Origin of the sequence: Idiomarina sp. 29L, assembly GCF_004123135.1 — a bacterium.
GTDB lineage: Bacteria > Pseudomonadota > Gammaproteobacteria > Enterobacterales > Alteromonadaceae > Idiomarina.
Window position 1 is genome coordinate 304984 of record NZ_SDJS01000002.1, and the last position, 16914, is coordinate 321897.

15 protein-coding genes are annotated in these 16914 nt (G+C 49.9%); all 15 read right to left on the reverse strand.

The window, feature by feature from the left end; all coding sequences use genetic code 11:
* Positions 1–150 precede the first annotated feature (150 nt).
* The 15 genes from ftsZ to mraZ are packed head-to-tail and all read right to left on the reverse strand — an operon-like array spanning position 151 to position 16803.
* A complete protein-coding gene (gene ftsZ / locus EST55_RS05075) occupies positions 151–1344 on the reverse strand; it encodes a cell division protein FtsZ (protein ID WP_088768888.1) in 1194 nt (397 codons plus the stop codon).
* 37 nt (positions 1345–1381) lie between these two features.
* Positions 1382–2614 carry a cell division protein FtsA gene (gene ftsA, locus EST55_RS05080; RefSeq protein WP_088768889.1) on the reverse strand — a complete coding sequence of 411 codons (1233 nt, stop codon included), beginning with the start codon at positions 2612–2614 and terminating at the stop codon, positions 1382–1384.
* A 6-nt stretch (positions 2615–2620) separates the two neighbouring features.
* Positions 2621–3367, reverse strand: coding sequence for an FtsQ-type POTRA domain-containing protein (locus EST55_RS05085; protein WP_100690804.1), 747 nt, complete (start codon positions 3365–3367; stop codon positions 2621–2623).
* A gap of 2 nt (positions 3368–3369) precedes the next feature.
* Positions 3370–4299 (reverse strand): D-alanine--D-alanine ligase, encoded by a 930-nt coding sequence (locus tag EST55_RS05090; protein WP_129496725.1) that lies wholly within the window; start codon positions 4297–4299, stop codon positions 3370–3372.
* Positions 4289–5755 carry a UDP-N-acetylmuramate--L-alanine ligase gene (gene murC / locus EST55_RS05095; protein ID WP_129496726.1) on the reverse strand — a complete coding sequence of 489 codons (1467 nt, stop codon included), beginning with the start codon at positions 5753–5755 and terminating at the stop codon, positions 4289–4291. The genes EST55_RS05090 and murC overlap by 11 nt, the downstream gene beginning before the upstream one ends.
* Positions 5748–6836 (reverse strand): undecaprenyldiphospho-muramoylpentapeptide beta-N-acetylglucosaminyltransferase, encoded by a 1089-nt coding sequence (gene murG, locus EST55_RS05100; protein ID WP_129496727.1) that lies wholly within the window; start codon positions 6834–6836, stop codon positions 5748–5750. The genes murC and murG overlap by 8 nt, the downstream gene beginning before the upstream one ends.
* A complete protein-coding gene (gene ftsW, locus EST55_RS05105) occupies positions 6833–8059 on the reverse strand; it encodes a cell division protein FtsW (protein WP_129496728.1) in 1227 nt (408 codons plus the stop codon). Before ftsW ends, murG begins: the two co-directional genes overlap by 4 nt.
* The gene (gene murD, locus EST55_RS05110; protein ID WP_129496729.1) at positions 8043–9419 is read right to left on the reverse strand and encodes a UDP-N-acetylmuramoyl-L-alanine--D-glutamate ligase; all 1377 of its coding nucleotides are present in this window, start codon (positions 9417–9419) and stop codon (positions 8043–8045) included. The genes ftsW and murD overlap by 17 nt, the downstream gene beginning before the upstream one ends.
* A 5-nt stretch (positions 9420–9424) precedes the next feature.
* A complete protein-coding gene (gene mraY / locus EST55_RS05115) occupies positions 9425–10507 on the reverse strand; it encodes a phospho-N-acetylmuramoyl-pentapeptide-transferase (protein ID WP_088768896.1) in 1083 nt (360 codons plus the stop codon).
* Positions 10501–11904, reverse strand: a complete 1404-nt coding sequence (murF, locus tag EST55_RS05120; RefSeq protein ID WP_129496730.1) for a UDP-N-acetylmuramoyl-tripeptide--D-alanyl-D-alanine ligase — start codon at positions 11902–11904, stop codon at positions 10501–10503. Before murF ends, mraY begins: the two co-directional genes overlap by 7 nt.
* Positions 11901–13367, reverse strand: coding sequence for a UDP-N-acetylmuramoyl-L-alanyl-D-glutamate--2,6-diaminopimelate ligase (gene murE / locus EST55_RS05125; RefSeq protein WP_129496731.1), 1467 nt, complete (start codon positions 13365–13367; stop codon positions 11901–11903). The genes murF and murE overlap by 4 nt, the downstream gene beginning before the upstream one ends.
* Positions 13364–15097: a penicillin-binding transpeptidase domain-containing protein gene (locus tag EST55_RS05130; protein ID WP_129496732.1), complete on the reverse strand. Its 1734-nt coding sequence runs from the start codon at positions 15095–15097 to the stop codon at positions 13364–13366. The genes murE and EST55_RS05130 overlap by 4 nt, the downstream gene beginning before the upstream one ends.
* On the reverse strand, positions 15091–15405 hold the full coding sequence (gene ftsL / locus EST55_RS05135; protein ID WP_129496733.1) for a cell division protein FtsL: 315 nt from the start codon (positions 15403–15405) through the stop codon (positions 15091–15093). Before ftsL ends, EST55_RS05130 begins: the two co-directional genes overlap by 7 nt.
* Positions 15398–16345: a 16S rRNA (cytosine(1402)-N(4))-methyltransferase RsmH gene (gene rsmH / locus EST55_RS05140; protein WP_129496734.1), complete on the reverse strand. Its 948-nt coding sequence runs from the start codon at positions 16343–16345 to the stop codon at positions 15398–15400. Before rsmH ends, ftsL begins: the two co-directional genes overlap by 8 nt.
* Positions 16345–16803 (reverse strand): division/cell wall cluster transcriptional repressor MraZ, encoded by a 459-nt coding sequence (gene mraZ, locus EST55_RS05145; RefSeq protein ID WP_129496735.1) that lies wholly within the window; start codon positions 16801–16803, stop codon positions 16345–16347. The genes rsmH and mraZ overlap by 1 nt, the downstream gene beginning before the upstream one ends.
* Positions 16804–16914: the final 111 nt, after the last annotated feature.

Sequence of the window (16914 nt, forward strand, 5' to 3'; positions counted from 1 at the left end):
AGCTTTATTCACCTACCTTAATAAAATCGGTTCGCTTTATACGGTTACTGGTCAAAAAACGACCACCCAAACCAAAGCGGCCGCATATTATACAACATTTGTCATGTTCCGATCAAATTTTACGCATAATTACACTGGCTTAGCAGTCATTTAGTCCGCTTGTTTGCGCAAAAATGCCGGAATATCTAAATAATCCAATTCTTTCTCTTGCTTTGGCTTCGTCGCCGCTTGGCGCTTAGCTTCCGGCTTAGGTTCAGCTTGCGCTTCTTCTTGCTCTTCATAACGAGGAGCCGCTGCACCACGGTCAAGATCAGCGCGATACGTTGGCTGAGGCTCACGTTTTGGTGCGCTTTGTGCGTTGTTAACCAACGAAATGTCCGGTTTGCGCTCAGCACCAATGCCAGTTGCCACAACAGTGACTCTTAATTCATCAGACATCTCAGTGTCGATAACGGTTCCCACAATAACGGTGGCATTATCTGACGCAAACGCCTTCACGGTGTTACCCACCGTTTCAAATTCGTCAATGCTCATATCCATGCCGGCGGTTACGTTAACCAATACGCCACGCGCACCTGACAGATCGATGTCTTCCAGAAGTGGGCTGTTGATAGCCATTTCCGCCGCTTCCTGCGCACGATCTTCGCCGCTGGCAGCGCCCGTTCCCATCATTGCCGTACCCATTTCTTTCATCACGGCACGAACGTCAGCAAAGTCGACGTTGATAAGACCCGGACGGGTAATCAGTTCAGCAATGCCCTGTACCGCACCTAAAAGAACGTTATTGGCGGCGCTAAAGGCGTCTAACAGCGACGTGCCTTTACCCATCACCTTCAGCAGTTTCTCGTTAGGAATGGTAATGAGTGAATCAACACTTTGTTCAAGTGCGTGGATGCCTTCGTCGGCAACGGCCATGCGCTTCTTACCCTCAAACGGGAAGGGTTTAGTAACAACCGCAACTGTCAGAATACCCAGCTCTTTGGCTACTTCAGCAACCACGGGTGCTGCACCGGTACCAGTACCGCCGCCCATTCCGGCTGCAATAAAGACCATATCCGCGCCTTCTAGTTGAATACGGATATTTTCGCGGTCTTCTTCCGCCGATTGGCGACCCACTTCCGGGTTAGCGCCAGCACCAAGCCCTTTAGTAATGTCCTGACCTAATTGAATGGTCACGTCTGCGGTGTGATTACGCAATGCCTGCGCATCGGTGTTCGCCGCAATAAACTGCACACCTTCAATTGACTCTTTAACCATGTGCTGGACAGCGTTACCGCCACCACCACCGACGCCAATCACCTTAATGACGGCTTCGCTTTCGTAATTATCCATCAGTTCGAACATAATAATTCTCCCTACCTGCTTTTTTTGCTACCCCAAGTTAAAACTCACCTTTGAACCAACTCTGTACTTTCTGCCAGAGTCCGATCACGTCAGTTTTAGAGCTTTCTTTTTGTGATACAGCGGCGTCTTCCTGTCCATACCGTAACAGTCCAACCGCTGTCGCATAAACCGGGTCTTCTACGTAGTCCCGTAAACCTTTCATACCAAGCGGCACGCCTACGCGCACCGGCATTTGAAATATCTCTTCTGCAAAATCAACGCAGCCTTCCATTTTTGCGCTACCGCCAGTGATAACTACACCCGCTGCAATCTGCTCGTCTAAACCACTTTGCTGAATTTCATCTCTGACTAATTCAAACAGTTCCTGATAGCGTGGCTCTACCACTTCCGCCAGCGTATGGCGCGACATCACTCGTGACGGCCGGCCACCGACAGAAGGCACTTCAATGGTGTCCTCCATACTGACCATTTGGCGCAACGCACAAGCATGCTTGGTCTTAATTTCTTCCGCATGATTGGTCGGAGTACGGAATATCTTGGCAATATCGCTGGTCACCTGATTACCGGCGGCCGGAATCACTGCGGTATGACGTAACACGCCGCCCGCGTAGATGCAGATATCAATAGTGCCGCCACCTAAATCGACCAACGCTACGCCTAAGTCTTTTTCGTCATCGGTCAATACCGAGATACTGGACGCCAGCGCAGAAAAAATCAGTTTGTCGACTGACAAACCACAGCGCTCAACCGCTTTGGTAATATTCTTCGCCATGTCATTGGCGCAGGTAATGATGTGGACCTTTGACTCCATACGCACGCCCGACATGCCAATGGGACTGCGAATACTTTCCTGCGAGTCAATCACGTATTCCTGCGGCAGCACATGCAAAATGCGACGCTCTTTTGCAATCGGCACGGACTGCGCGGCGTGAATAACACTATCCACGTCGTCTTGTGTCACTTCCGCTTCATTAATCGGCACCATGCCACTTTCGTTTTGGCATGAAATATGGCGTCCTGAGATATTCAGGTAAACAGACGCAACACGGCAGTCAGCCATCAGCTCAGCTTCATCCACAGCTCTTTGCACAGACTGTACAACCAGGTTCAGATCATTAACGCCGCCTTTATCCATGCCACGCGCAACGGCGGTACCAACGCCTACAACGCTGATTTCATTGTCCGGCAAAAGCTCACCGATAAGTGCGGTGACTTTACTTGTACCTATGTCCAGACCTACTACCATATTGCGTTCCGATGTTTTCGACATATCTGCCTAACTCTCACTTTTTGCTTCACGCCAGGCCACTGCAGCCCCGGTATCGTATCGTAAATCCACTGTATCTATTTTCTTATTTTCACTGTTTTCGTGGTTCATCATGCTTGGAAACAAATCAATAAAGCGTTTAATTCGCTCCAAAGTCGCTTCCCTACCCAGTTTTATCTCTATGCCTTGCGTCAACACTAAACTGACAGCAAAGCGGTCGGTTAAACGTAAGGCTCTTATCGAAAAACCATTCACCGACAACATCTTTTGCAAACGGTAAAATTCACTCAGTGTCTCTTCTACCGCATGCTCAGGCCCAAACAATTGGGGTAACTGAGTACTCACTTTGGTGACATCCGCCCGAAACACCTCATCGTGCTCGTTAATTAACCGGTCAGCATTCCATAGCGCTTGTGGCTGATGTTCCGACACAAACACCGACAACCGATCGGGCCATACTTTGCGTATTGACACCTTTTTTACCCATGGCAGCGCTTCAACACGCTGCCTCAAACCATTCACGTCCGCCGTAAAAAAACTGCCCAGCGGCTTTGACAAAAGCGCCTGTCTTATCTCGCTTTTGTCGGTATAAACCAATTCGCCTTGTACACTCAGGCTCGCTATGGGCACTTGTTGTTCATCTGTCAGCACTTCATTTAACTGATAAATGCCAACGCCTAGACCGATTAACGTCAGGCAAAACACGATGACACCAGACCAAAAGTTAACCAACTTAAGGCGCTGTTCAGCGGCCATGCCTACTGCTCCAGTGTCTGCGCCAATATGCGCTGCACCAGCTCACCAAAATCAATACCCGATGCTTTTGCTGCCATAGGCACCAGGCTCTTTTCTGTCATACCGGGCACAGTATTCGCTTCTAACAAGTACCAGCTGCCCTCTTTTGCACGCATCACGTCGATACGCCCCCAGCCTTTTGCGTCTATCGCTTTGAACGCTTCCTCGGCCAGTGCTTTCAAATACGCTTCATCTTGCTCGCTTAACCCCGACGGACAGTGATACAAGGTATCGTTTGCCTGATACTTGGCTTCAAAGTCGTAAAACTCGTGTGGCGTTTCCAGGCGAATAACTGGCAGCGCGCTATTATCCAACAAACCGATGGTGTATTCCTCACCTTCTATCCATTTTTCCACTAAAACTTGCTCATCAAACTGCACCGCGTGCTTTAATGCTGACTCTAAATGTTGACCAGTATCCGCTATGCTCATGCCTATAGACGAGCCTTCTCGCGCCGGCTTAACAATAACGCGCCCACCAAGCTCAGCGATTAATTCCTCGCAATTAACGCTATCAAGCTCCGCCGCTCTAACCACACGCCACGGCGCTGTCGGCAATTCAAGCGCGTGCCAGATTTGTTTGCAGCGGACTTTATCCATAGCTAAAGCGCAGCCTAAAACACCACTGCCGGTGTAAGGCATTTCCAATACATCCAAAGCACCTTGCATACTACCGTCTTCACCACCCCGACCATGCAGCGCAATGAACACTCGCTCGTAACCTTCATCGATCAGTTCATGCAGGTCATGTGCAGCCGGGTCAAACGCATGCGCATCAATGCCTTTCGCCACTAACGCTTTTAACACCGCCATGCCTGACTTTAACGACACTTCCCGCTCGGCCGAGTAACCGCCAAGCATGACCGCAACTTTTCCAAAAGCTTCAGGCATCATTGTTCAATACCTCTGAAGCAATACGCTTCGCTAAAGCACCAACGTTACCTGCCCCCTGCGTCAGCAGTAGGTCGTCGCTTGCCAATACCGACTTAAGCACTTGCGGCACTTCCTCAGGGGTTGCCACAAAAACCGGGTCAATTTGTCCTCGCTGACGAATGGAGCGACACAGCGACCGACCGTCTGCGCCAGGCACCGCTGTTTCACCAGCACTATAGACTTCTAACATGATGAGCACATCGACCTGCGATAGCACATTCACAAAGTCTTCATACAAGTCGCGCGTTCTAGAGTAACGATGTGGCTGAAAGACCATCACTAAGCGTTTTTCCGGCCAACCTTCACGCGCTGCTTTAATTGTTGCAGCCACTTCTGACGGGTGATGTCCATAATCGTCGACTAACATCACCTCGCCATTATCTCCAGAGTCAGAAGGTACTGGGAAATTGCCGTAGTGCTGAAAACGGCGACCAATACCCTCAAATTTCGTCAAAGCGCGCTTAATAGAGTCGTCATCGATGCCCTCATCCGTTGCAACGGCCACCGCCGCCAATGCATTTAACGCATTGTGTTTACCCGGCATATTAAGGCATACACGGAAAGGTTCGCGGTCCTTACGTAAAATCGTGAAACAGCTTTGGCTTGCGGTTTGTTCATAGTCAACGGCGCGCACATCCGCAGACTCGCTAAAGCCGTAAGTGATTGCCTGACGTCCCACGCGCGGAATCAACTCAGACACAACATCGTCATCGGCGCACATAACCGCTAAGCCATAAAATGGGAGGTTATGCAGAAACTCTACGTAAGTGTCCAACAATTTATTGAAGTCGCCTTCATAGGTGTCCATGTGATCGGCTTCAATATTGGTCACTATCGCAACCATGGGTTGCAGATGCAGGAAAGACGCATCGCTCTCATCGGCTTCTGCAATTAAGTATTTACTACTCCCTAAACGGGCATTTGAACCGGCACTATTCAACAGACCACCAATAACAAAGGTGGGATCTCGGTCGGCTTCCGCAAAAATACTCGCTACTAACGATGTCGTGGTTGTTTTTCCGTGCGTACCGGCCACGGCAATGCCATGTCGGAAGCGCATTAATTCAGCCAGCATTTCGGCACGACGGACCACAGGCACTCGCAGCTGATGAGCAGCCAATAACTCTGCATTGTCCTGTTTTATGGCACTGGAAACGACAACCACACTGGCGCCTTCCACATTATTCGCCATGTGGCCCAACACGATGGTCGCACCAAGCTCCCGTAAGCGCTCAGTATTGGTGTTCTCTGCAATATCAGAGCCCGATATTTGATAGCCTTGATTCAGCAATACCTCAGCAATACCCGCCATACCGGCACCACCAATACCCACAAAGTGAATGCGCTGCACCCGGCGCATTTCAGGTACATTCACTATGGTAAAAGGCTGTGCTTTGGTCGTGGTCATGCTAGTCATCGCTCTTCTCAAATCTTTTACATTCATTCGCTAAGCGTTGGGTTGCTTCCGGCATACCACGCTCGCGGGCGAAACGCGCCATTGTCCACAGTTGTTGCCTGTCATGCAATAAACGTTTTAAGTGGATGGCTAATGCCCCATTTTCTAACTCTTTTTGCGGCATTAACAGAGCCGCACCACAACTTTCCAAAACCTTTGCATTCGCCGTTTGATGATCATCCACCGCATGAGGTAACGGCACTAAAATTGACGCCACACCAACGGCGGCTAATTCGGACACGGTAAGCGCCCCGGCGCGGCAAATAACCAAGTCAGCTCGGGTAAACTCAGTTGCCATGTCATCGATAAATTCTCGTACTTGTAATGACTTAACCGTACTGGCGTCCGCATACGCTTGTTTTGTTGAAGCCTCGTTCGCCTGACCGCATTGATGAACCACATTTAACTCAGCGTCTGATAACGTCTTAATGGCTTGCGGCACCTGCTCGTTGAGCACCTTTGCGCCCAAACTGCCACCAACAATCAGTATGGTTAGCGGACCAGCGATACTTTTATCTTCCTGATGCGTTTTCACAACGTCGGTAAAGGCGTGTCGCAGCGGGTTGCCTATCACTGGATATTGCTGCCACTGAGGCATGGCGACCGGCAAGCCAAGAAAAACTTTTGTGGCTCTGGAAGCTAACAATCGAGTCGTCATACCGGGTATGGCGTTTTGTTCATGCACAAGAAGCGGAATACCCATCATTTTTGCGGCAATGCCCATCGGCGCACATACATAGCCACCAAAAGTGACCACCACATTGGGCTGCAATTGTTTCAGTAACTGTCGGCATTGCATAACAGCTTTGGCCAGTGTGAGTGGCATCATCAACTTGCGCATAAGTCCATGCCCACGCACGCCGGTCATACTAATACTATGGAGGCTAAACCCGGCTTCCGGAATGACTCTGGATTCAAGTCGACCTTCACGGGTACCCAGCCAGTCAACTTGCCAGCCGCTGTCTCGTAAATTTTCTGCCACGGCCAGTGCCGGGAAAATATGACCGCCGGTACCGGCTGCCGCAATGAGTACTCGATTCATTCGGCACCTCCGCGCGGCGCCACTTTACGCCCACTCATGCGGCGCTCGTGGTCAATTCGCAATAATAGACCGACGGCCAGTGCCGATACCACTAAGCTCGTGCCACCGTAACTCACTAATGGCAAGGTTAACCCTTTGGTAGGCAATGCGCCTGACGCCACACCAATATTGACGAACGCCTGAATACTAAACCACACGCCAATGCCATACGCTAAGTAACCGCCGTAACGCTGGTCAACCATCAGGCAGCGACGGCCGATGATGAGTGCTCGCCACACCAGCATTAACACCACAGCAATGACCGCAATGACGCCAATAAAGCCCAGCTCTTCAGCAACAACGGCCATGATAAAGTCGGTGTGAGCTTCCGGAAGGTATTGTAATTTTTGAATGCTGTTACCTAAGCCTGCGCCACTGAACTGCCCCTGACCGAAGGCAATAAGTGACTGCATAAGCTGATAACCGGCGCCAAATGGGTCTTTCTCCGGTTCAAGGAAGGTTAAAAAGCGCTGCATACGGTAAGGTTCAACAATAATCAGCAGTATCATTGCCAGCACACAGGTAATAAATACGGCGAAAAACTGCCAGAGCTTCGCGCCGGCTAAAAACAGCATGGCGACAGTCGTCGCTGACAATACAACAACCGTACCGAAGTCCGGTTGCATGAGCAGCAGCACCGCAGCAATAAACAACAATACCAAAGGTTTGATAAAGCCTTTAATAGCTTCCCGAACTTCGTCTTCGCGCCGAGCTAAATAGCTGGCCATATAGATATAGAAAAATAACTTCGCCATTTCGGCCACTTGCACAGTAATTGGACCAACTTTTATCCATCGTTGCGAACCGTTCACTTCATGGCCAATAACCAGCACCGCCAACAACATAGCGAGTCCGACTAATAATAATTTTCCACTGTGTTCATTCCACAAATTAGTTGGGATGCGCAACGACACCAGCATGACGAATAGGCTTATCGTAATGTAAATGCCATGGCGGATCGCAAAGTGAAAGGGGTTACCGGTCAAGCGATCAGCGGTCGGCAGCGAGGCCGAAGACACCATAATAAATCCGAACGCCAACAACGCCAGCGATACCGTCAGCAACACGCGATCATAAAGAGCCTGACTGGTTGACGGCTTAAGCCATTCAACCAGCTGTTGCCACCGCGGCGTTGCTGCGGCTGGCATATCAAGTGCTAACTGTTCTTCACGCACGGTTGCCATTCGCTGCCTCCACCGCTTGACAGAATACGTCACCACGATGCTCGAAGTTATCAAACTGATCAAAACTTGCACACGCTGGCGATAGCAGTACCATGTCTCCGGGTTGTACCAGTGATTTAGCAAGTTCTACCGCCTGCACAAGATCGTTAACCTGCCTCGACCCATTAAACAGCTGACCGATTTTCGGACCATCTTTACCGATGGTCAGCAGTATGTCGACTTTGTCTAACGTGCCGGTTAATTCTTTAAAGTCCGCACCTTTGCCATCTCCACCGGCAATCAGTAAAAGCCGTCCGGTAATTGCGGGACGCAGGCCTTCCACTGCTGCAGCGGTTGCACCAATATTGGTAGCTTTTGAATCATTAACCCAAAGCACACCCGACTCCTGACTGACTAACTGACAGCGGTGCGCTAACCCGTCAAAATTTTTCGCCGCTTCTACGGCGTCCTCTATAGAGATACCAAGCGACAATGCCAGGCCCAGTGCGGCTTGTGCGTTTAATAAATTATGGACGCCTTGTAACTGAAGCTGGTCTGCCCTTAAAACCACTTCTCCTGCATAGGTAATAGCAACGGGACCGCTCGATTTATCGACATTGCCTCCCAGCAAACCAAAATCGTTTGGATGCGCATCTTTGCCAATGCTCAATACGTTCCCCGTGATGGGGTGAGGCCAGGTATCCTGCTGTTGACGATTCAGTACCCAAGTATCCGCGTTATTAAATATGCGTTGTTTAGCGGCAATATAATCTTCAAGCGCATTATAACGATCGAGGTGATCGGCACTAATATTCAGCAACGCCGCCGCTTTTAGTCTTAGTTTTTCAGTTAGCTCCAGCTGGAAACTCGATAACTCAAGTACAACAGCGTCAGGTTTGCTATCAAGCTGCAGCAGGTCTAACACCGGTAACCCAATGTTTCCGGCTGCAACTACGTTTTTCCCGGCTTGCTGACCAATAAACTCAACCAATCGGGTCACGGTCGACTTACCATTTGAGCCGGTTACAGCAACCAGAGGGAAATCGACATTTTGAGCAAAGATTTCGATATCACCAACGACAGGAATACCCGCATCTCGAGCTAACGTTAGCGGCTCTTCTCGAGAGTCAATGCCAGGGCTGGTAATTATTAAATCTGCGGCCAGGGTGTCTTCAATTTCCCAGTGTCGCGTGTTGAATTCAGCGCGTGGCATTATCGCTTTCGCATCTTCCAGGCCGGGCGGATTTTCGCGTGAGTCAAACACTCGTACATCCGCAATCAACGATGGCTTATTGGCAAGAAAACGCACAACTGAGACACCCGTCTTACCAAGACCGAGTACCACAATGTGTTTTATTTTCTGCCAGTTTATCGTTGTCATTGTTGTTACCGAAGTTTCAGTGTTGCTAAACCAATTAGCACGAAAATTAAAGACAATATCCAAAAGCGCACGATAACTCGCGGCTCTGGCCAGCCTTTCAGCTCATAATGGTGATGAATTGGCGCCATACGGAAAACTCGCTTTCCTCTGAGCTTGTAGGAGCCAACCTGGAGCATGACCGACACCGTTTCCATGACAAAAACGCCACCCATAATGAACAAAACCAGCTCCTGACGTACCAGAATCGCAATAATGCCAAGCGCAGCACCAAGCGCCAGCGAACCTACATCGCCCATGAAGACCAGAGCCGGGTAGGTGTTAAACCATAAAAAGCCAAGCCCGGCGCCGACAATGGCGGCGCACACGACCAATAGCTCTGCGGTTAATGGTAAATAAGGAATTTGCAAATAATCGGCAAAATTCACGTTACCCGAGGCGTAGGCAAATATACCTAAGGCCGCAGCCACCATTACCGTTGGCATAATTGCTAAGCCATCGAGTCCATCGGTTAAGTTTACTGCGTTACTAGTGCCGACCATGACGAAGTACGCCATCAAAATATAAAGCATGCCCAATTGCGGCATCACATCTTTAAAAAACGGAACGAGCAGCGCGGTCTCAGCCCCCATTGTGCTGCTCCAGTACAGGTAAACCGCCGCCGCGCTGGCAATAACGGACTGCCAAAAATACTTCCATTTAGCAATGAGGCCTTTCGGATCTTTACGCACGACTTTGCGATAGTCGTCGATAAATCCAATAATGCCGAAGCCGGTAATGACCAGTAACACAACCCACACGTAACGGTTTTCTAAGTCAGCCCAAAGCAGTGAAGAGCCAAGCACCGCCGCGAGAATCAGAACCCCGCCCATAGTCGGTGTTCCACTTTTGCTTAAGTGACTTTGCGGACCGTCGTCACGCACTGTTTGGCCGATTTGCAAACGCTGCAGGCGACGAATCAATGTTGGACCTAACCAGAGCGACAATACCAATGCGGTCAAGATGCTTAAAATGGCTCTCAACGTCAGGTAAGAAAACACGTTAAACGCGCTTTCAAATTGCATTAGGTACTCGGCCAACCAAACTAACATGCGTGTTTATCCCCTATACTGCTGTGGCTCGCTACCGCGCTTTGCAACGCAGCGACGACGCGTTCCATATGCGCTGAACGTGAGCCTTTAACCAGCACTGTGACCGGCTGCGTTCCTTGTTGTTCTGTAAGTCTGTGTAAAATCGCCTGAACTAACGCATCTAATTGACTGAAGTGCTTACCACCATGACCATTGAATACCTCGCTAGCACTCTGACTAAGCACTCCCAGGCTGTATAAATTATCAATGCCGGTACCTATAGCATGCTCGCCTATTTCTTCATGATAAGCTCGAGCATCAGCGCCTAGTTCGCCCATATCGCCCAAAACAAAAATTCGATAGCCGCTGTAGCTACCGAGTAAGTCGAGCGCCGCTTTGGTTGAGGCGACACTCGCATTGTACGTATCGTCAATGATACGTAAGTGCTCACTTACCTTAAGAGTAGTTAGGCGTCCTTTCGCTGGCGTCACCTGATTTAAGCCGCGAACAATATCTTCTACCGAAATACCCAACTGATAAGCTGCCGCTGCGGCTGACAGCGCATTGAGCACATTATGATGGCCGCTTAGCTGTAAGGTGACGGTCTCAGCCTCGCCGTTAACATGTAACTTGAAGGTTGGCTGGCCCTCTTCATTCAATGTAATATCCGTTGCGTATACATCGGCTTCTTCTAATAAACCAAACGTCTGCCAGCGGTAGTTAGCGCATACTGACTCCCAGCTCGAGCTGTATTCAGACTCTAGTGGGGTAATCGCCACTCCCTGGCACCCCAGACCACGGAAAATCTCAGTTTTGGCTCGAGCAACGCCATGCACACTGCCAAAACCTTCGACATGCGCAGCACTGACATTGTTTAATATTGCCACGTCCGGTTTGGTTAAATTGGTGGTATAGCCTATTTCTCCGGGATGATTCGCTCCCAATTCAATGACCGCGTACTGGTGATGCTCTTCCAGGCGCAACAGGGTCAGTGGCACACCAATATCGTTATTAAAGTTGCCCGCGGTCGCCAGGGTGCTGGCTTTCAAAGACAGTATTGACGACAGCATTTCTTTAACGGTGGTTTTCCCGTTGCTGCCCGTAATAGCAACGGTTTTCGGAGCGACTTCTGCTTTCACTGCCGCACCGAGCAACCCCAGTGCATAACGCGTATCTTCAACGACAATTTGGCTTAATTCGGTTTGCTGCGGCTTCTCGACAAGTAAGGCTTGAGCACCACCTTGTCTGGCTTGTTCGGTAAATCGATGCGCATCGAAGTTCGGCCCTTTTAACGCAATAAATAGCGCCCCGGCTAAGTCGTCACGCGTATCCGTTGATACCTTATTAATGGTTTTGTCTTCACCGACAAGACGTCCATCAACTTTTTCCGCTATCCAGGCTAAGGTTACAGAAATCATGCGCAGTCTCCTTGCAGCCACTCGCTGACAACCGCTCGTTCGTTGTAATCAATACGTTGTGTACCAATAACTTGATAATCTTCATGCCCTTTTCCGGCAAGGAGGACAACATCATCCGGCTTCGCCTCTTGCATGGCTTTAAGCACCGCTTCACGACGGCCAGGCCATACCTTAACTTTGTCTTTTTCAGCAATACCGGCAAGGATGTCATCAATAATTTGTTCGCTGGGCTCTGTGCGTGGATTATCATCCGTGACAACAACAACATCGGCCGAGTCAGCAGCCACTTTCCCCATCTGAGGGCGTTTGCCTCGATCTCTGTCACCACCGCAACCAAACACACACCAAAGCTGCCCTTTACAATGCAAGCGCAGCGCTTTTAGCACTTGATCGAGCGCATCCGGTGTATGCGCGTAATCCACAACGACAAGTGGCGAATGCTGATTATGGAAAGCTTCCATCCGTCCCGGCACCGGCTTTAACTGTTTGCAGGCGCCAGCTAATTCACTCAGCTCATACCCAAGCGAAAGCAACGTTGCCACAGCCGTTAACACGTTATAGACATTGAAACGACCTAATAGCGGTGTCTCAACGGCATACGACAGGCCTTGCCAACGGACATCAAACGTCGAACCTTGTTCATGGAATTGCAGCCCAGATGCTGTTAGCGATGGCGCTAACGATGACGGGTTTAATGTCACCCAAAGCTCTGCACCGTTGTCTTTGTGCCAACGGGTCAGCACAGTGTCATCGGCATTGACGATTCGGTGCTGAACACCAAAATCGGTAAATAAACGCTGCTTCGCGGCAATATAATTGTCCATAGTGCCGTGATAATCCAAATGGTCACGACTGATATTTGTAATGGCCGCAGCGGCAAATTTCAGAGCGTCGACCCGACGCTGCACTAACGCGTGCGAAGACACCTCCATAGCCACTAACTCGGCGCCTTCCGCTTTTAACGTTGCTAGTCGCTGCTGAATGGTAACGGCGTCTGGCGTCGTGTGCCGTTCTGGTAGCAGTCGGCCAATCAAGCCACTGCCGGTTGTTCCGATAACAGCAGATTCTCTTCCAACTCGCTGAGCCAGCTGCGCAATAATATGAGTCACCGAAGTTTTACCGTTAGTACCGGTAACGCCGACAACGGTCATACCTTTTGAAGGGTGGTCAAAAAAGTTGCCGGCAATTTCCGATAAGTGTTCACGAACCCCACTAAATCCGACAACAACAGCGCCACGACGCTGCTCTACGGCCAAGCCCGGAGACTCAGCAACAACGGCAACTGCACCTTGGTCAATTGCTGCATCAATATAGGCGCGTCCGTCAGTCTCATAACCAGGAACCGCAATGAACAAGTCGCCATTGGCGACTTGACGGCTATCCAGTTTAACACCCGAAACAGTGACCTCCGGAATGTTCAGTGATGCCGGCAACATTGTTAGAAGTTCAGACAATGCTTTCATTGCTGACCTCCAAAGCCTGCGGCTCTAATTTCAGTATCATTCGGGTTATCAGGCGGGACATTGAGCAAACGCATCGTTTGCGCCACGATACTAGAAAACACGGGTGCCGCTGCTGTACCACCGTAATAGTCATCCGTTCCAGGCTCGTTAATTGTTACCACAACCACCACTTGAGGGTTACTCACCGGCGCAATGCCAGCAAATAACGCTACATATTCGTCACCATAACCACCGGTTGCTTTGGTTTTGCGTGTGGTTCCGGTTTTTCCGGCAATACGGTAGCCCGGAACTTGGGCTTGTTTTGCCGTACCGTCACTCACCACTTCTTCCATCATATGCAAGACCGCACGCGTGTTATCAGGGTTAAAGACTTGTTCACCCGGGAGTGGCGACTCCTGTCGAAATATGGTCAATGGCCGTTTGATACCGCCTGAAGCGATAATACTGTAAGCTTTAGCCAGCTGTAAGGTCGTAACGGACAGACCATAACCATAAGACAGTGTGGCCAGTTCAAACTCGGACCAACGACGGCGATCGCTCAAAAGACCCATACCTTCACCCAATAAAGCCACTCCGGTGTCGCTGCCGAAGCCAGCGTCAGCATAGGTTTGTAGTAGTGGGTCAACGCCTAAATCGAGCGCCATTTTTGTCACCCCAACGTTCGATGAATGCTTAAGCACTTCTGTCAGGGTCAGTTCTCCGCGGTTACGCGGGTCACTGACTCGACGGCCGCCCAGGCGCAGCCACCCGGGGCTGGTGTCGATAACGTCACCCGCTTTGTGACGACCATTTTCCAGAGCACTCAGTACCACTAAGGGTTTGACTGTAGAGCCCGGTTCATAGCTGTCAGTAATCGCCCGATTCCTCATTTTATAAGACTGTAAATCGGCTCGATTGTTAGGATTAAAGGACGGGCTGTTGACCATTGCCAGGATTTCACCAGTATCAACATCGAGTACAATAGCAGAGCCAGACGTTGCCTGGTTGTAGCGCACGGCTTTTTTTAGCTCTGTATAGGCAGTCGCCTGGATCCGCTGATCAATACTCAAGGTCAATTGTTTTGGTTGTTGTGCCTCTGTCTGGCTAATTTCCTCAACAACCCGTCCTTGCGCGTCCTTGCGATAAACTCGTTTACCCGGTTGCCCGGTTAAGTGTTCGTCATACAACAATTCAAGCCCTTCTTGGCCCTCACCATCAATGTTAGTCAAACCCACTACGTGCGCTGCAATTTCGCCGGTTGGATAATAGCGGCGAGACTCTGTTTTTAAATAAACCCCGGGAATGTTCAGTTGCTTGACGTAGTCAGCTTCCGACGGCGTCACTTTTCGCTGTAAGTACACGAAACGCTTACTGGGATCATCCACTTTTTCAACCAACGCTTCACGGTTCATACGGAACGTTTCAGCTAACGCCTGCCAGCGGCGGCTATCTGCCAGTGCATGGTGTTCATCAATTCGTTTCGGATCGGCCCAGACCGTTTCAACAGGAACACTGACCGCAAGTTCGCGGCCGTGACGATCAACAATGCTGCCGCGCTGAACCGGCAAGCTATCAGAACGCAAGCTACGCATATCGCCTTGCAATGAAAACCTATCAGGGCTGATAACTTGAATGTAGGCGGCGCGTGCGACCAGAACAGTAAACACCCCAAATAATACGATAACGGCAGTGTAAAAGCGCCAGCGAGTGCCAGCTGGCTCTGTCCGCTTTTTACGCTTCGCCATTACCATGAGACCATAACCTCCGTGTCAGATGTGACGTCGCGCATACCGAGTTGTTCTTGTGCTATGCGCTCCACACGGCTGTGTTCCGTCAAAGCGTTTTGCTCGATGACCAGGTGTCGCCACTCACGATCCAGCGTGTCACGGTATGACAGCAGGTCGTCACGCTCTGTCGTCAACTGACGATTTAAGTGAGCAACATAGACAATGCTAAGCGCATTTATAACGACCACAGCGCCTAATAAAACAACCCACTTGTGCTGCACTAAATCTTGCAACACCATTTTTGTTAAGCTTGGATAACGTTGTTTAGTCATGATAAACCCTCCGTGCTATGCGCAGCACCGAGCTGCGTGCGCGAGGGTTCGCCGACACTTCCTCTTTACCGGGTTTAATTGCCTTACCGACTTTTTCTAAGGATTTGTCTTTATTCAGTTCTGCGTCTGTGACCGGTAAGCCCGCCGGCACTTGTTTGCCTTCACTGTGTTTGCGAATAAAGCGTTTCACCAGGCGATCTTCCAGGCTGTGGAAACTAATGACAACTAAGCGTCCGTCTTGCTTTAAAGCTGACAGAGAAGCTTCTAAAGCTTGCTCTATTTGTTCCAGCTCTTTATTCACATGAATGCGAATGGCCTGAAATGTCCGCGTTGCCGGGTGCTTATGTTTCTCTTTGACAGGGCTAACACGAGCGATCATGTCCGCTAGCTGCTTAGTGCGCACAAACGGTTCTTTTTCGCGGTCCATCACAATAGCGCTGGCAATTTTACGAGCAAAACGCTCTTCCCCGTATTCTTTAAGAACCCAGCTTATTTCATCTTTTTCGGCTCGGTTAAGCCATTCGGCAGCGGTTTCACCGCGCGTGGTATCCATTCTCATATCGAGCGGTCCGTCGCGCATGAAGCTAAAACCTCGTTCGGCGTCATCAAGTTGTGGGGACGACACGCCAAGGTCAAATAAAATACCGGTGACTTTTCCGGTTAATTGCCGCTGCTCCAGTACCTGTTGCAGGTTTGAGAAAGGGGTGTGAACAATATCAAAACGTGGGTCGCTTTGCAGTGGTTTAGCGGCTTCAATGGCTTGCGGATCTTGGTCTAAGGCAATAACTTTAGCGTCACTGCCTAGCTTTTCTAACAACGCACGCGTGTGACCACCACGTCCAAATGTGGCGTCAATATAGGTGCCTGCTGTATCAGTCACTAAAGCGTTGATGGACTCTTGCAATAGCACCGAAACGTGTTGCGGTGACGTTGTTATCATTATAAAGAGAAGTCTTCCAGTCTTTCATTCAGGGTGAAGTCGCCCTCGCGCTCAACGTCCATATCCTGAGCCACTTGGTCATGCCAGGCGCCTTCATCCCACAGTTCAAATTTGTTCAGCTGACCAACCAACATAAGCTTCTTCTCGAGCCCTGCATGTTGTCTTAACGGTGCTGATATCAGTAAACGACCGTTTTTATCCATTTCACAGTCGTCTGCATGACCGAGTAACAACCGCTGTAAGCGGCGTTCTGCGGGATTCATACTCGATAAACGGGTGAGTTTCTTCTCAATGATTTGCCACTCGGGAAGCGGGTACAACAACAGGCACGGTTGTTTAATATCAATCGTGCATACCATTTTCCCTTCACAGTCTAAAGACAAGGACTGACGATACTTAGCTGGGATTGCTAAGCGCCCCTTACTGTCAAGACTGAGTGTTGTTGCTCCTCGGAACATGATCCCACCTGATCATTAAGATCCACTATTATCCACAAATCCCCACAATGTTACAGTCTAGGTTCCACTGTTTCCCACTGTCAAGAAAAAACCGCTCTATTTGTCAGGGTT

What these genes read in the sequence shown, in the direction of transcription:
- mraZ (WP_129496735.1), bottom strand. Translation starts at nt 16,803, where the DNA reads ATGTTCCGAGGAGCAACAACACTCAGTCTTGACAGTAAGGGGCGCTTA.
- ftsL (WP_129496733.1), bottom strand. Translation starts at nt 15,405, where the DNA reads ATGACTAAACAACGTTATCCAAGCTTAACAAAAATGGTGTTGCAAGAT.
- rsmH (WP_129496734.1), bottom strand. Translation starts at nt 16,345, where the DNA reads ATGATAACAACGTCACCGCAACACGTTTCGGTGCTATTGCAAGAGTCC.
- murC (WP_129496726.1), bottom strand. Translation starts at nt 5,755, where the DNA reads ATGACTAGCATGACCACGACCAAAGCACAGCCTTTTACCATAGTGAAT.
- EST55_RS05130 (WP_129496732.1), bottom strand. Translation starts at nt 15,097, where the DNA reads ATGGTAATGGCGAAGCGTAAAAAGCGGACAGAGCCAGCTGGCACTCGC.
- ftsA (WP_088768889.1), bottom strand. Translation starts at nt 2,614, where the DNA reads ATGTCGAAAACATCGGAACGCAATATGGTAGTAGGTCTGGACATAGGT.
- mraY (WP_088768896.1), bottom strand. Translation starts at nt 10,507, where the DNA reads ATGTTAGTTTGGTTGGCCGAGTACCTAATGCAATTTGAAAGCGCGTTT.
- murG (WP_129496727.1), bottom strand. Translation starts at nt 6,836, where the DNA reads ATGAATCGAGTACTCATTGCGGCAGCCGGTACCGGCGGTCATATTTTC.
- EST55_RS05085 (WP_100690804.1), bottom strand. Translation starts at nt 3,367, where the DNA reads ATGGCCGCTGAACAGCGCCTTAAGTTGGTTAACTTTTGGTCTGGTGTC.
- EST55_RS05090 (WP_129496725.1), bottom strand. Translation starts at nt 4,299, where the DNA reads ATGATGCCTGAAGCTTTTGGAAAAGTTGCGGTCATGCTTGGCGGTTAC.
- murD (WP_129496729.1), bottom strand. Translation starts at nt 9,419, where the DNA reads ATGACAACGATAAACTGGCAGAAAATAAAACACATTGTGGTACTCGGT.
- murF (WP_129496730.1), bottom strand. Translation starts at nt 11,904, where the DNA reads ATGATTTCTGTAACCTTAGCCTGGATAGCGGAAAAAGTTGATGGACGT.
- ftsW (WP_129496728.1), bottom strand. Translation starts at nt 8,059, where the DNA reads ATGGCAACCGTGCGTGAAGAACAGTTAGCACTTGATATGCCAGCCGCA.
- murE (WP_129496731.1), bottom strand. Translation starts at nt 13,367, where the DNA reads ATGAAAGCATTGTCTGAACTTCTAACAATGTTGCCGGCATCACTGAAC.
- ftsZ (WP_088768888.1), bottom strand. Translation starts at nt 1,344, where the DNA reads ATGTTCGAACTGATGGATAATTACGAAAGCGAAGCCGTCATTAAGGTG.